Genomic DNA, 16,070 nt, shown 5'->3' on the forward strand with positions numbered 1-16,070 from the left:
CATATAATAAATAGGGAAGCTTATGGTGAAATAATGACTACCTTAAAGTAATCTTAAAAGTAGGTGAGGAAATGCAGGAAGCATCAATTTTAGTGTTAGAGGATGAACGTGCCATTGCTGAAATGATTGAAATCATTTTAAGAAAAGAAGGAATTAACAATATTACCTTATGTAATACAATTGAAGAAGCGAAAGATGAAATGAATACTAAAACATTTGACTTTTATCTATTAGATATCATGCTACCAGATGGAAGTGGGCTGGATATTGCGAATAGTATTCGAGAAAAAACGGACGCTCCTATTTTTTATTTAACCGCAAAAAGTAGTGATGCAGATAAGCTTCGTGGTTTTATGAATGGTGCAGATGATTATATTACAAAACCATTTAACCCCTTAGAGCTTGTAGCACGAGTAAAGGTGCAGCTAGTCCGTTATATGAAGAAAAAAGGCGTATCAGAAAATCACATATTTACTTGCAGCCGTTTTACATTTGACATTGATGCAGCAGAAATTGAGGTAGACGGTGTAAAGGAAATAATCAGTGGTCGCTTGTTTCATTTATTAAAATATTTATGTGACAATGCAGGGCAAGTGTTATCAAAAGAGCAAATATACGAACGTGTATGGGGTGATTGTTTATTTGATGATAATACAGTGATGGTACATATTAGAAAGCTACGAGAAAAAATAGAAAAAAATCCTGGAAAACCGACATGCATTATCACTGTCAGAGGCATTGGCTATAAGCTTGTTGGGGACATTTCTTCATGAAGCCTGCTGGAAAATTAACACTCCGCTTTGTTTCGTATTTCATCATATTCTATCTATTGATCATTTCAGGTTTTATTATGAGTTTGGTGTTTTTTGCTATTTTTATCAATGACCGTGTTGGTGACAACATTCATGTGATGAGCTCCTTTGAAATCGAAGATGATGCAGTTGTAGAGCAAGGGAAGACAGTTAAAATTGCTGATTATTTAGTGAAGAGAGCTGAAGAAAATGTTGGACAGCTTTATTTATTTGATCCAACCATGACGATTGTTGATTATACTGGAGATACATGTGGTCTATGTGGAAAGTCAGATAGTGAAATATTGGCATTGCAGCAACCAGGCATGCATACATGGGAATTGCCGAATTACTACTTATTATTTCTTCCAACTACTCCTGTGCAACCACTTTTTGAGGATGCGCTTGAAAACTGGACAGCGACAGGGGACATTTCAGCTGTAACACAGCAACGTCTAAAAGAAAATAAAGCTAGTGTTGAAATTTATGACGAGCAATGGAATCGAATTGAGGTCATAGGCGAACGTTATGAGAAGCTAAATAAGCCACAATTACTAGAGGAAAAATACGATATTTTCGAGCATGCGGAGCTGAAGCAAAGTACAACCTTAGCCAATGATAGGACATTTGTTGTAAGAATGCCTAATCCATCGTATAAGCCATTTGAAGAGCCTTTTAATAAGGCAATGGTACTGTTTGTTTCTATCTTCTTTGGGGGACATATTATTTTGCTGTTGGGCGTTATTTTCTTATCTATTAGTATTTCACGTCAATTCGTGCGACCACTTGTCTATGTGATATCGCGCATTGAGCGACTTACCCAATTCGATTACAGTGAGATTAGTGACAAAAAAATTCATCATAAAAAGACAGGGAAGTTGAAAAGAAAATTTAAACTGTTCCAACCTGTAGAAGAGTCACTCAATCACTTATCGGAGCGACTTGATTCAAATGAAAGGCAAATTAAGCATGCAGAGCAATTACGGGAGGAGTGGATAACCGGTTTATCGCATGATTTAAAGACCCCGTTAAGCTCAATTTACGGTTATTCAACGATGCTGGCATCGGAGGATTATGAGTGGACAAAGGAAGAGATGCGTATTTTTGCACAGACCATGCAGGAAAAGGCAACCTATATGGATGCACTTATTCAGGATTTGACGTATACGTATCAATTAAAAAATAAAGCCATACAGCTAGATAAAGTGGTACTGCCGCTAGCAACATGGCTACCACAATTTGCAGACGAACAGGTGTGTGTGAAGGTGTATGGTGATGTGTTGTTACAAGCGGATGAGCTTTTACTCAAGCGAATAATGGATAATTTAATTACCAATGCGAAAAAATATACCCCTGAAGGCACGAAGGTAATTGTGGAAGCACAACATACTGGTAAAGAAGTAATGCTTACCATTGCTGATCAAGGACCTGGTATTCCACAGGAGGAGCTCGATAATCTATTCGAACGCTATTATCGAGGTACGAATACAACAGACGATATAACAGGAACAGGGCTAGGACTAGCCATAACGAAGCAGCTCATTGATTTACACAATGGCACAATTAGTGTCCGTTCAGGTCAGGATGGGACAATCTTTGTGCTAAAATTTCAATGTCATTAAGGTGAATCTCTGAGCTTTCTTAAGACTGTACAAAGGTCTGTCATAGAACTTAATTTCATTCAACAGAGTAAAGAGGTATCAAAGTGTTCATTTGATACCTCTTTTTTTATTTATTTTTCGTACATCGTTCAGCGGGCTGTTCAATTTTTACGTAACGCCATAAGTTATTGGCGATGTCACGGGCTTCTGCGATATGTTCTGTGCCGACGAAGGCCTTACGGAAAGGTGTAAGAAGTGATTCGATGATAAAAAGCTTCGGTTTTTCTTTCTGCAATTCTTCTAATAAGAATTGTGCATACTCCGAACCTTCCATTGTTTCATTATTCGATAATCCCTTTGTAAATCCTTCTAGTTGTTCAATAACCATTTCTTTTGTAACGGTTTTATAGTTCACGACATTTTGAATGGTATTGACCATTTCAACACTTACGATAATCTCTTTCGACTCAAGCATAGTGGGTATAATTACGCTAATATTGCGCAATGCTACACGTACAATAGCTTCTCGATTGATATATTTATAATCGGCAATAAAGACAGCGCGTAGAGTGAGGTTAATCATTCCGAGTGTTTGAACAGCACATTCATAGCTAATAGGGCTAATCTCTTCTCCAAAGACTTGTACTAGACGATTGGCGAGCCATTCTAATTCTTGTAAATGGTAATTAATAATAATTTTTTTTAGTTCTTTATCTCTTGATTGGAAGATGGATTCGAATATCTGTACTAAATTATGTTCACGATTGACATACATGAGAACAGCGACTTGCTGCGTCAATACCTCTAAATCTGTAGGGTCCTTGCCATAAATGAGTTCATGGCGACGATTACTAGCTTCTTCGCGACCTTCATCTAAGATGGCGATTAAGCATTCATTTTTCGAAGTAAAATGATTATAAAATGTACCTTTAGAGATTTTAGCCGCATTGATGATGTCATTAATCGATGTATCTAGAAAGCCTTTTTCAATAAAAAGTTCACGTGCTGCTGTTATAATTTGTCTTTTTCTTTTGTTCATAACCTCACCTTTTTTATAATATTATACTCTTATTCTACACTTGAAACGCTTTTATATCAACGTTTATAAAAAATATAAACTTATATGTTGAAAAAAGTAGACTACGAGTATAAAATAAGTTTTATCGTAAAACACAAGAAAGAATTGAGGGATATAAATGAATAGTGAGCAAACAATGAAAAAGCCCCCTTATGGCATGATAGCTATTCTATTTGTGGGTGCTTTTGTTGCTTTTCTAAATAACACATTGTTGAATGTGGCATTACCAACAATTATGAAAGATTTTGGGATCACCTATTCAAAAGTACAATGGTTAGCAACAGGGTATATGCTTGTGAGCGGTATTTTAGTGCCTGCTTCAGCATTCTTTGTGACACGCTTTAAAAACAGACATTTATTTATTACAGCGATGTCTATCTTTACAATTGGTACAATTATGGCAGGTTTCGCTCCTAATTTTGGCATGCTGCTAGCAGGTCGAATGGTGCAAGCAGCCGGAGCTTCTAGTATGTCACCACTTTTAATGAACGTTATGCTAACAAGCTTCCCGAAAGAAAAGCGTGGGGCAGCAATGGGGATCTTTGGTTTAGTTATGATTATGGCGCCAGCAATTGGTCCTACATTATCAGGGTATATTGTGGAACATCATGATTGGCGTATGCTTTTCCAAATGATTATTCCATTTGCTTTAATTAGTTTATTATTTGGTGTTTGGAAACTAAGAAACGTGATGGAGACACGTGAAGTTCACTTAGATTTCCCTTCAGTACTTTTATCAACAGTTGCATTTGGTGGTATTTTATACGGCTTTAGTACAGCAGGAGATAAAGGTTGGTCAAGTCCATGGGTATATGGCACAATTACGATTGGCTTCATTGCTTTAATTATTTTCGTTGTTAAACAGCTGAAAATGGATGAGCCATTACTGGAATTACGTATTTATAAATATCCAATGTTTGCTTTAGGGTCTGTAATCTCAGTTATTATCTCTATGGCAATGTTCTCAGGGATGATTTTAACACCAGCATATGTACAGTCTATCCGCGGTATCGAACCATTTGAAGCTGGCTTGATGATGCTTCCAGGAGCTCTTGTCATGGGGATTATGTCACCAATCACTGGTAAGCTTTTCGATAAATTTGGTCCACGTGTGTTGGCTATTGTTGGATTAACGATTACAACAATCGCAACTTTCGGTTTAACAAAGTTAGAAATTGATTCAAGCTACACATATATCGTATCGATGTATACAATTCGTATGTTCGGTATGTCGATGGTCATGATGCCTATTATGACAAACGGTTTAAATCAACTACCACAAATGATGAATCCACATGGTACAGCCATTAATAATACATTACAGCAGGTATCAGGAGCAATCGGTAGTGCGATCCTTGTAACATTTATGAATAATCGTACAAAAGTTAAAGCGGAAGAATTAATTGCAGAAGCGAAAGCAAATGCTGCACAATCAGGAGCAGCGCCTACAGCAGAGCAAATGCAACAAATGCAAGATCAAATTATGCAAACTGCCTTATTAGATGGTATTACGCATTCCTTCTTAATTGCAGCTGGTATAACAGTGATTGCAGTGGTACTTGCCTTCTTCTTGAAACGCGTAAAAGTTGAAAGCGCAGCAGCGTCAATGGATTTAAAAAAACCAACTAAATAATCAAGAGTATCCCTAGCCAGTAAATAGTTACTAGCTAGGGATTTTTTATTGAGGACATATGAAAAAAAATTTTAGGATTGGTGTTATTTTTCATCATTTTATTTTATATGATAATACTAATTTACAGAAAATTTAGACATTTAATAGTGGGGTGCTTGCTTGGTAGATGCATATATGACTGGCTTAGTGAAAGAACGAAAAATTCCAGGTGCTGTATTAATTGTTCAACAGCAAGAAAGAAGGCTATTTTCAGGCAATTATGGAGCCTATACAGCTGAGGATGGCAGCGAGCAAGTTATTTTAAGTAATACGTTGTTTGATTTAGCCTCCTTAACAAAAGTTGTCGCAACAATCCCAGCTATTTTACTCCTGATGAGTCGAAATCAAGTTTATATAACAGATCCAGTTCAAACCTATTTGCCTGATTTTAAATATCCTCTTATTACAATCCAGCATTTATTGCAGCATTGCTCAGGATTGCCAGCAGATTTAACACCTGTAGTCAAGAGACAGCAGCATAAGCGTGACATCCTGCAGGAGGTACTGACAAGTGATGTAGTTTGGCAGCCAAATGAACAAGTGCAATATAGTGATTTAGGTATGATTATTCTAGGAAAGGTGATTGAGAAAGTTACTGGCATTTCATTAAAAAGTTTTGTAGAGCAAGAGATTTTTAAGCCATGGGGCATGCATCATACATGTTTTCAACTGCCTGTGCATAGAAGGACGCTTGCAGCATCTACAGAAATGGTGGCAGGTCAATTTGTGCAGGGAATAGTCCATGATGAGAAAGCTTTTTTACTAGATGGTATTGCTGGTAGCGCAGGTTTATTTTCATGTGTAGAGGATTTAGCAAAGTATGCGGAAATTTGGTTGGGGATCAAGCAACAAAGTGTAATTCCATATGAATGGTTAGAGCTTGCCTATACGAAAACTTTTAAAACGAGGGGACTTGGCTTTGAAGTATGGGGAGGAGATGAAGCATCATTTTGTTTTGGTAGGAGGTGGAGCAAGGGCTCATTTGGTCATACAGGATTTACAGGCACGAGTATTTGGATGGACCCTGTAAAAAAGGCATTTGTCATTTTACTAACGAATGCTGTGCATTATGGGAGAAATACAAACATGGGAAGGATTAGAGAGAAGCTTCATACGATGATTTATGAAAAATTACTGATATGAAGGGTGGATCTGCTGGTATGAGACAAAAGAGTAAATGGTTATTGCTGCTTCTTTTATTACTCATTGTGGGTTTAGTAGGCTGTAACAAGAATGAGAAAATAACGACCTCAACAACACCTGATAATGAAGAGAAACCGAAAACGGAAGAGGTCTCCCTAACAATAGGGAGTTGGCGCACAGAAGATGTTGCCAAGTATGAAAAAGTGATTGCTTTATTCAATGAACAACATCCTGAGATACATGTTTCATTTAATCCAACTAAAAATACTGAATATAATACAGTCCTCAATACGTCATTACAGGCTGGAGAGGGTCCAGATATTTTCCACTTACGTCCCTATGCAGCTGGATTGAAGCTTGCGGAGGCAGGTTATGTTGAGAAAATAAACGACTTAAATGGATTGAATGTATTTCCTGAAGAAGCATTAAAGGCTTCTCGCGATGACCAAGGGAATCAGTACGGTGTACCAATTAACTTAAGCTCTACACAATTTTTTTATAATAAGAAGATTTTTAAAGATAATAATCTTGAAATTCCTACTACATGGGATGAATTCATGGCATTAAATGACCAATTATTAGAAAAGGGTATTACACCAATTGCAATGGGTACAAAAGAAGGCTGGCTATTATCGTTGCTACACGGTATTGTCGGTCCTGCTGTTTATGAGGGCAATGACTTTTACACAGCAGTGCTCGCAGGAGAAAAGGATTTTACAGATCCGAAGTTTATTGAATCAATTCAAGTAATGAATGACTTGAAAAAGTATTTTCCTGTCAATTCAGAAGGCTTAGGAATGGATGATATCCGTACTTTGTTTGCACTAGAAGACGCGGCTATGTTCCCGTTAGGTAGCTGGGAAATTCCTGTTGTATTAGAAATGAACCCAGATTTAGATTTAGGTTATTTCCCTATTCCATCTAAAGAGGGTAATACAACGGTGACGACTTGGGTAGACGGCTCATTTGCGATCAATGCTAATTCGAAAAATAAAGAAGCGGCTAAAGTATTTTTAGAATTTTTAACAACTAAGGAGTTTGGTGAGTTGTTTGTAAAAGAGTTTTCGATGATCAGTGCTATTCCAGGTATTACCTCTGATGATGCATTGTTAAATGCTATTAGTCATTCGACTGCAAATGAAGCAACGCCATATATGTGGGTAACTAATTTTACTGGTGGGGACCCAACAACAAAGAGCTTGCTTGAAAGTGAGCTACAAGGCATGTATTTAGGTCAAGTTACGCCTGAAGAGGTTGCCAAAAAAATACAGGAAAACGCTAAAACTTGGTTTACGCCATTTCAAAAATAATGAAAGCATCAAGTCAGCAGACCCCTGAAGTGCTATAAGGAGTTTAGGGGTCTCGTTGTTTCATGATTAGTAAAAGGAGGCTACTCATGATAAGAGAATATACAGCTCCATCAGTAAGAAGGAGGAAATCGAGAGTAAGGTGGACTATCCATCTTTTCCCTATTCCAGCACTGATAATCTATGGGTTGTTTGTGCTTTATCCGATATTAGCGGCATTATCCTATAGTTTTTTTGAATGGAAAGGGATGGCTCGTGGTGATTTTATCGGTTTCCAAAATTTTGTGACGCTTTTTACGACAGAACCCTATGGCTCCATGTTTTGGAATGCCTTTAAACATAATGTCCTCTATTTTGTTGTGCAAATGATTGTGATGAATGGATTTGCCTTCTTTCTTGCCTTTATTATTTATCAAAAAATTAAAGGTGCAGAGTTTTTTAAGGCTGCTTTCTTTCTACCGCGATTATTATCAGTGATTGTTGTAGGTTTCTTATGGAAGCTCATTCTAAATCCAAATTTCGGTACTTTAAATGTCATTTTGGAGAAATTAGGTCTTGAAACCTTGCAAAAGGCTTGGCTGGGTGATCCCAAAACGGCGTTAATCGCCATTATTTTAGTCAATTGTTGGTTTGGATTAGGTTTTGGTGTCTTAATTTTTCTTGCTGGCTTTCAAGGGATCCCAAGCGAGTTAGTCGAAGCTGCAAAGTTAGATGGCGCTAAGGGCTTTACTTTATTGCGTACGATTTACTTGCCTTTAATGGTGCCATCAATTATGATCATGGGCATTTTAACATTTATCCAATCGTTTGAAGCATTTGAATTAGTATATGCAATGCAGGGCTCCATGGGAGAGCCGTACTATTCTACAGATACGTTAGCCGTGTTTTTCTATCGCTTAGCATTTGGTAGCTCTACGGCTTCTGGCACAACAGCTATTGGGTTGGGTTCGGCGTTGGCTACAGTACTATTCTTATTTATATTAGTTTGTACGACGCTATTTTTACGCTTTGCCAATAAAAAGAATGTTCAAATGTAAGGGGTGAGTATAGTGAAGCAAGGCGCTATTTGGGTTCGACCATTTTATTATCTCGTGGTGTTTACGGTAGCGACCATTAGTTTATATCCAATTTTGTTAATGATTTTATCTTCATTTAAACAGAGCGTGGATATCTATAAAAATCCATTGGGTTTACCGACTAGCTTTAGCTTAGATACGTACCGTACATTATTAGCAAAAATTCCATTTACCACATACTTTCTAAACAGTCTATTTGTCAGTATTGTATCTGTGATACTAATAGTGGTTGTTTGTTCACTGGCTGCATTTTATATTGCTCGCTTTAAATTTTCTTGGAATCATGCATTGTTCTTTATTTTTTTATTAGGCATGATGATTCCTATAAAATTGGGGATTGTCCCGCTCTTTATATTAATGCGTGATTTAGGACTGATCAATTCCTTATGGTCTTTAATTTTGATGAACATGGCGACAGGTATTCCATTATCCATGCTGATCTTAACTGGCTTTTTTAAAACAATGCCTTATGAATTAGAGGAAGCAGCCCGTATAGATGGGGCGGGGAACTTAAGAGTTCTTTGGCATGTAATGTTACCGTTAATGAGACCTGCCCTTGGAACAGTGGTGATTATAAATTTTATTGCTTCATGGAATGATTTCTTTTTCCCACTTATTTTTATTACAGAAAAAATGAAACGGACGATACCTGTTGGAATGATGTCACTTTTTGGGGAGCATTCGGCAGATTGGGGCTCTCTTTTTGCAGGTTTAACATTAGCTTCATTACCAATGATCCTATTATTCTTTATTGCCTCAAAGCAATTTATGGAGGGGCTGACGGCTGGTGCCATTAAATAGGGAATACATTATTGGGGTCGATGGTGGTGGGACGAGAACTCGTGCAGTGATTGGGACAAGAAAAGGGGAAGTGCTGGCTTTTGTTGAAGGAGCTGGAACGAATATAAAATCAACGCCACCTGACGAGGTAAGGCTACATATTATCAAGCTCCTTGCCACGTTACTACAAAAGATAGATGCAACAAATAATGATATTGCTGCGGTGTTCTTATGTGTGGCAGGGGGCGATCGCCTGTTAGATAAAGAACGCTGGGAGCAATGGATTAGCTTCCTTTTCCCTGCTAGCTCCTGTAAGATAACCATCACCAATGATGCGGTAGCGGCACTTACTAGCGGCACATTTACACAGCAAGGGATCGTTGTGATAGCAGGGACGGGTTCCATCGTATATGCAGTTGGAAAAAATCATCAAGTTAGTCGTGTTGGAGGATGGGGTTATTTATTAGGAGATGAGGGCAGTGGCTACTATATAGGGCAAGAGGCATTGCGATTGATTACGCGACATTACGATGCTATTGGCGTGAATGAGGATCTGTTTACAGCGACTATTATGGAGCAGCTAGCATTAAAGAATCCTACTGAAATTATTACGCATGTTTATGAGCATCCACAGCCACGTGTACTCATAGCCTCCGTAGCTCGTGTGGTGTTGCGTTTAGCAGAGCAAAATAATGATAGGGCACAAAAAATTATTGAACACGCTGCTCATCATTTAACTCATTTCATCCAAATAATGTTGAAAAAAGAGCCTCAGCTAAAAGGTGACTCTATTGTCCTATGTGGAGGTTTATTCGAAAATTTTTATTTTGTTCAATGCTTTCGAGAAAAATTACAGCTTGCTAAAATACCTAATCAACTAATACAACCAGAGGTGCCACCTGTTATAGGAGCTTTCGTTAATGGACTTCTCAGTGAAGGAATTCCAATCACAGAGGCTTTACAACGAAAGGTAAAAGGAACTTGGATGAGTATCCATGAAAACTAGTGTGGAGGGATTTGATTTCAATGGAACGAATGACAAAACTGACGACTGAAGGCTATCATCCAGATACGACAAATCTAGATTTAATGTCCACTATTGAAATTGTAAAGCTGATGAATGAAGAGGATAAAAAAGTACCATTAGCCATAGCAAAGGTTTTACCTGAAATCGAGCAGGCTGTCACAGCTGTTGTGGATGCACTAAAGAATGGCGGTAGATTATTTTATGTTGGTGCAGGGACAAGTGGGCGAATTGGTTTGCTAGATGCCGTAGAGTGTCCACCTACATTTAGTACATCACCAAAGCTTGTACAGGCAATATTGGCTGGAGGAGCAGATGCAGTAATGATTGCCATAGAAGGTGCAGAAGATGATCTTTCATTAGGAGAGCTTGAACTACAGAAACAACAGCTAACAAACCGAGATGTAGTGATAGGGATTGCAGCAAGCGGTCGAACGCCTTTTGTCAAAGGAGCATTAAACTATGCTCAACAACTAGGGGCAAAAACAATCAGCTTAGTGAGCAACGCTCATTCTATTATTAGTAAGCATGCAGATATTGCAATAGAGGTGATTACAGGACCAGAAATTTTAACAGGTTCTACAAGACTAAAGGCTGCAACAGCTCATAAACAAATATTAAATATGATTACAACGACAACCATGATTAAACTTGGAAAGGTCTATAAAAATTTAATGGTGGACGTTCATGCTAGTAATTTTAAATTGCGAGAGAGAGCCAAACAAATCGTCTGTGAGGTAACGGGAGTTTCTTATAGTCAGGCTGAAAGTGTTCTGGAGCAAAACAATTATCAAGTAAAGCTCGCGATTGTGGTGCTACTGACGAATACAACGATTGAAGAGGCGACGGAATTACTTGCTCAATCAGAAGGGCATGTGCGGAGAGCGGTGGCACTAAAGAAATATTGATGAAGGAGGTACATGGATAACTTCCTTTTATCTAGAGATGGAGCTGGAAAAATGGAAAAAATAAATGCGGGTTTAATTATGCTTGCTGAAATGTGCGAAAAGCTTCCACTCTCCGAAAAAAAGGTGGCAAGCTATATATTAGCACACCCAACACAGGCTATAAAAATGACAGCGGTTGAACTAGGAGAGGCAAGTCAAACAAGTAGTGCCGCAGTTATTCGTCTATGTAAATCGTTAAATATTAGTGGTGTTCAAGAGCTGAAATTGCGCATTGCTGGTGATTTACAACATGCTAAAATTGAAGATCGAGATATTGAGGCGAATGAAGCGTTGCCATCGATTGTAGAGAAGGTAACGACGCAAAGTAGTGAAATTTTGACACAAACAGCTAATTTAATAAATATTGCTGAATTAGAGCGTGCCATAACGGCCTTATCACAAGCTGATAAAATTATATTTTTTGGAGTGGGTGCATCAGGTATAGCAGCAATGGATGCAGACCAAAAATTTTTACGAATCAATAAAAATAGTAGGGCATTTGTGGATTTGCATTTAGGCGCTACAGCCGTTGTTAATACACAGAAGGGGGATGTAGTAGTAGGTATCTCCTTCTCCGGAGAAACGCACGAAGTGGCTAAAATCCTTGAAATAGCTAGCCAAACACCAGCCACTACAATCAGTTTAACGCGCTACGGTAGTTCACTAGTGTCTAGCCTAGCAGACATTTGTTTATATGTCTCTCCAAATGTTGAAGCAACTTTTAGAAGTGGTGCCACTTCCTCACGTCTAGCGCAGTTACTTGTCGTTGATATTTTATTTATGGGGGTAGTGACGAGTGCCTATGAGCAAACAGTGGATCATTTAGATGAAACACGTTCAGTTATTCAGAGGTTGCATAAAAAAGTGGCTAAAAGAAAAAATAAAATAAAAACATATTAAAGTTTGTATGTTTAGACTGTAGACAAAAGCTATCGAGAAGTTTTCTCTCGATAGCTTTTGATATTTTTCTTTCCCGGAAATAAAACGAATTCTGGTTTGGAGGTAGATAGCTAGATGTAATGCCATTACCCACTTTTCTTAAATCTTTCTTATAAGCAAAAACATTGTATTGATATTGGATTAAATGGTAGGTGAGTTAGTCTGTTTGGGAAAAAATACATTTTTTAACCTAATTTTAACCTTGTTATTGTAATGTGCTAGGTAAAGCAATATTTTGTAAGGAGGTTTTAAGGATGGAACAATATGTCGGAGAAATTCGATTATTTGCTGGTGATTATGCCCCAGATGGCTGGGCTCTTTGTAATGGTCAACTATTATCTATTTCCGAAAATGAAATACTTTTTTCTTTGATTGGTACAACCTACGGGGGAGATGGTCAATCAACCTTTGCATTACCAAATTTTCAAGGCAGGGTTATAGTACATCAAGGACAGAATCCAACTACTGGTACTACCTTTGTCAATGGTCAAATGGGAGGGGCGGAAACCGTCACTTTAATCTCTTCACAGCTTCCCGCACATACACATCAGGTAAAAGCTTCTTCTCTTGATGGCACAACACCTAGTCCAGAAAATGCAGTTTGGGCAAAAAATATACAATATTCGACACAACCACCAAATGGCACAATGAATGCCGCCATTGTTTCAAGTGTGGGAGGAAACGCTCCTCATAACAATGTAATGCCGTTTTTAACAATTAGTTACATTATTGCCCTTTACGGTATGTATCCAACAGAATAGGAGGTATGAAGGATGAGTGAACAATATGTAGGTGAAATACGATTATTTAGCTTTGGGACAGTTCCAAGCGGATGGGCAAGATGCGATGGGCAAATATTGCAAATTAATACAAACCAAGCGCTGTATTCAATTTTAGGAGCAACTTATGGTGGAAATGGCTCTACGACATTTGCATTACCTGATTTAAGGGGAAGAGTCCCAGTTCATGTAAGCAGTAGCATCACACGTGGACAAAAAGCAGGAGAAGAAGCACATGTATTAACAACTAATGAGATGCCGACTCATACACATATTGTTAATGGTAGTTCAGAAAGTGCTACGTTGAAAGTGGCTGCTGGAAATGTATGGGGTACATCTGCTAATAATATTTATTCTGTCAATCAACCAAATACTATTATGAACATGCAAGCATTGTCAACATCAGGAAATTCGCAGTCACATCAAAATATGCAGCCATACAGTGTCGCTAATTACTGCATAGCTTTAGTAGGAATTTATCCATCAAGAAATTAGAAAAAAGGAGGTGGGCAAAGTGTCAGAAGCATATATTGGAGAAATTAGAATATTTGGCGGTAATTTTGCACCAAAAGACTGGGCTTTGTGTGATGGTCAGATAATAAACATTGCCTCGAATAGTGCATTATATGCTATTTTGGGTAACAGATATGGAGGAGATGGTAAAACAACCTTTGCATTACCAAATTTAAATGGTAGAGCAGCTATTCATCAAGGAACAGGTGTAGGTTTAACGCCTAGAATTATAGGGAGTAGTGGTGGTGCCCCCTCTGTAACGCTGTTGGAAAATGAGATGCCTAGTCATAATCATCTAGCAAATTGTAACAATCTTCAAACCACTAATAATGATCCAACGGGTGCAATATGGACAGATCAGCAAGGGAAAGGAACTGTCCCAGTTTATACGTCACAAGTAAATAAACAAATGAATCTAATGACGGTTAATGCTGTTGGAGGAAGTCAACCACATAACAATATGCAGCCATATTTAGGACTGAACTTTATTATTTGTTTATATGGGGAATGGCCTCCTAAGAGTTAACGATTCATTAAATGAAGGGTGTGAAACCAAGAAGGAGAATATAGAATGGGAAAAAAGATATTAACCATAACCCTGTGTTTGGTGTTGGTCGCTTATAGTCAATTGATGGGATTAGGGTTCGTTTCACCTTTAAAAGTGGAGGCGGCTGCTTGCGATTCGCCAGATTTTCCAAGTTGTATACAGGATTTAACTCAAGCTTCGTGGAAAGATGACACAAATAATGGCTTTGTAGTAAGCGGTATTCCTGGTGATAATGGTATTAATTTATTCACATATAGCAATGGATCACAATTTCCAGCTGGTTATTATTTTGATGCAGATGAATATTCACCACCAAAATCAATTAGAATTTCTGCTGGGGAAAGCTTTGCAGGTGGGATCTTCGATTTAAAATCATTAAAAATTAATACGATTAATAAACATCCTGAAAACGATGCATTGTCCATAACAATTCAAGGGTATGATGGGGCAGGAAACCCAAAAGGAAATCCTGTAATTTTTAAGACAATTGCAAATCATGAGCCTATTTATGATATTCCTATTAATATAGAAGGAATCAACTCATTTGTCATTACTGCGAGTGTAAATTTTATACCTACTGTACAGGCGGGACTATGGGATTTAACGTTTACCCAATTTACGATTGATATCCCAAATAATAGTCCACCAACAATTACAAATGGTGCTATAACTTCTTCAAATATTACTACCTCAGGCGTACAGTTGGACTGGGCTAAAGCATCTGATGATATAACAGCTCAAGAGGATTTAGAATATCAAGTCTATCAATCTAGTAGTAACAATATTGATACGGTTAGTACCATAGAATTGAATGGGACACCGTTAGGCGGTTATACCAAAGATAGTAACTCCTTTAATGTTACAGGTCTTGTAGCTAATACAACCTATTATTTTAATGTCATTGTCAAAGATATTGATGGCAATAAGAGTGCCTATATGATGCAGGAGGTAACAATCACTGCATTAAATAAACCACCGACATCCAGTAATGGAACCGAAAATGTAAACGAGGGTCAAGTGTATACATTTACTAGTACTTCTTTTGCTTTTTCAGATGAAGATGCTGGAGATACTTTGCAACAGATTCAAATCTCTACTATCCCAAATAGCGGACAGCTCTTTCTTGATAACAACAATAATCAGCAATTTGATGGTGGGGAAGCTATTACAAATGGTATGACAATTAGTAAGGCTAATTTAGATGCAGGTAATTTAAGATATATTACGGAAAATGGCACATCTTCATCTTTTACATTTAAGGTAAGTGATGGTATCGATTTTAGTACTGACTATACAATGGAGCTAGTCGTCAATGCACGTCCAGCAGTGATAATTATACCAAATGATTCTAGTCCAACAAATAGCAATTCAATTCTTATAACTTTGGTATTCAGTGAGTCAGTGACAGGCTTTATGATTGGGGATATCGAAGTTACAAATGGAAATGTGGCAATTCTGTCAGGGAGTGGTACCACATATACAGCTCTTATATCACCTATTGCTGATGGAGCTGTGAAAATCAAAATTCCTGAAAAGATAGTTGCAAATAGTGGAGGTGCATTGAATAAAGCATCAAATGAATTACAAATAATTTATGATGGTACACCACCTACCGAAATAGGTCTTAGTAATACTACTGTACAAGAAATGAAGCCTATTGGTACAACTGTTGGGACATTGACAGCAACAGATTCAGGAAGCTCGCAAACATTCACGTATTCATTACAGTCTGGGGATACAAGCTTCTTTACGATTGATGGAAATGTATTAAAGACAAATATGTCGTTTGAATATGATACGAAAAATAGTTATAAGATTACGATAAGAGTAACAGATGAGGCTGGCAATACGTTTGACAAGAAGTTTACAATCC

Annotated in this window: 14 protein-coding genes and 1 pseudogene; 14 read left to right on the forward strand and 1 reads right to left on the reverse strand. The window is 37.7% G+C overall.

Annotation, left to right across the window (positions count from 1 at the left end):
• Positions 1–71: 71 nt before the first annotated feature.
• Both QH639_RS24420 and QH639_RS24425 read left to right on the forward strand, forming a co-directional pair.
• Entirely contained in the window at positions 72–773 is a 702-nt protein-coding gene (locus QH639_RS24420; protein WP_131522405.1) for a response regulator transcription factor, read from the forward strand.
• A complete protein-coding gene (locus QH639_RS24425; RefSeq protein WP_281115374.1) occupies positions 770–2,413 on the forward strand; it encodes a sensor histidine kinase in 1,644 nt (547 codons plus the stop codon). Before QH639_RS24420 ends, QH639_RS24425 begins: the two co-directional genes overlap by 4 nt.
• Before the next feature lie 106 nt (positions 2,414–2,519).
• Here the strand turns inward: QH639_RS24425 and QH639_RS24430 are convergent, their stop codons facing one another.
• Complete coding sequence (locus QH639_RS24430) at positions 2,520–3,431, reverse strand: TetR/AcrR family transcriptional regulator (RefSeq protein ID WP_281115375.1); 912 nt, start codon at positions 3,429–3,431, stop codon at positions 2,520–2,522.
• A gap of 157 nt (positions 3,432–3,588) precedes the next feature.
• Here QH639_RS24430 and QH639_RS24435 point away from each other — a divergent pair, with 157 nt between their 5' ends.
• From QH639_RS24435 to QH639_RS24490, 12 genes and pseudogenes are all read left to right on the forward strand, one after another.
• Complete coding sequence (locus QH639_RS24435; RefSeq protein ID WP_131522408.1) at positions 3,589–5,103, forward strand: DHA2 family efflux MFS transporter permease subunit; 1,515 nt, start codon at positions 3,589–3,591, stop codon at positions 5,101–5,103.
• 159 nt (positions 5,104–5,262) lie between these two features.
• On the forward strand, positions 5,263–6,285 hold the full coding sequence (locus QH639_RS24440) for a serine hydrolase domain-containing protein (RefSeq protein WP_258859041.1): 1,023 nt from the start codon (positions 5,263–5,265) through the stop codon (positions 6,283–6,285).
• Positions 6,286–6,302: 17 nt separating this feature from the next.
• A complete protein-coding gene (locus QH639_RS24445; RefSeq protein WP_131522410.1) occupies positions 6,303–7,595 on the forward strand; it encodes an ABC transporter substrate-binding protein in 1,293 nt (430 codons plus the stop codon).
• An 86-nt stretch (positions 7,596–7,681) separates the two neighbouring features.
• On the forward strand, positions 7,682–8,629 hold the full coding sequence (locus QH639_RS24450) for a carbohydrate ABC transporter permease (RefSeq protein ID WP_258859039.1): 948 nt from the start codon (positions 7,682–7,684) through the stop codon (positions 8,627–8,629).
• Positions 8,630–8,641: 12 nt separating this feature from the next.
• Positions 8,642–9,469 (forward strand): carbohydrate ABC transporter permease, encoded by an 828-nt coding sequence (locus tag QH639_RS24455; RefSeq protein ID WP_131522425.1) that lies wholly within the window; start codon positions 8,642–8,644, stop codon positions 9,467–9,469.
• A complete protein-coding gene (locus QH639_RS24460; RefSeq protein WP_258859038.1) occupies positions 9,456–10,454 on the forward strand; it encodes an N-acetylglucosamine kinase in 999 nt (332 codons plus the stop codon). The genes QH639_RS24455 and QH639_RS24460 overlap by 14 nt, the downstream gene beginning before the upstream one ends.
• Before the next feature lie 20 nt (positions 10,455–10,474).
• Positions 10,475–11,380, forward strand: coding sequence for an N-acetylmuramic acid 6-phosphate etherase (gene murQ / locus QH639_RS24465; protein WP_258859037.1), 906 nt, complete (start codon positions 10,475–10,477; stop codon positions 11,378–11,380).
• A 51-nt stretch (positions 11,381–11,431) separates the two neighbouring features.
• On the forward strand, positions 11,432–12,319 hold the full coding sequence (locus QH639_RS24470) for a MurR/RpiR family transcriptional regulator (protein WP_258859036.1): 888 nt from the start codon (positions 11,432–11,434) through the stop codon (positions 12,317–12,319).
• Between the two features lie 293 nt (positions 12,320–12,612).
• Positions 12,613–13,119 carry a phage tail protein gene (locus tag QH639_RS24475; RefSeq protein WP_259419704.1) on the forward strand — a complete coding sequence of 169 codons (507 nt, stop codon included), beginning with the start codon at positions 12,613–12,615 and terminating at the stop codon, positions 13,117–13,119.
• 12 nt (positions 13,120–13,131) lie between these two features.
• Complete coding sequence (locus tag QH639_RS24480; protein ID WP_131522416.1) at positions 13,132–13,632, forward strand: phage tail protein; 501 nt, start codon at positions 13,132–13,134, stop codon at positions 13,630–13,632.
• Positions 13,633–13,651: 19 nt separating this feature from the next.
• Positions 13,652–14,176 (forward strand): phage tail protein, encoded by a 525-nt coding sequence (locus tag QH639_RS24485; RefSeq protein ID WP_066038390.1) that lies wholly within the window; start codon positions 13,652–13,654, stop codon positions 14,174–14,176.
• Positions 14,177–15,136: 960 nt separating this feature from the next.
• Positions 15,137–16,063: pseudogene (locus QH639_RS24490) on the forward strand (Ig-like domain-containing protein); the annotation flags it as partial.
• Positions 16,064–16,070 lie beyond the last annotated feature (7 nt).

Source organism: Lysinibacillus sp. 1 U-2021, assembly GCF_029916965.1.
In the GTDB taxonomy this organism is placed as follows: domain Bacteria; phylum Bacillota; class Bacilli; order Bacillales_A; family Planococcaceae; genus Lysinibacillus; species Lysinibacillus capsici.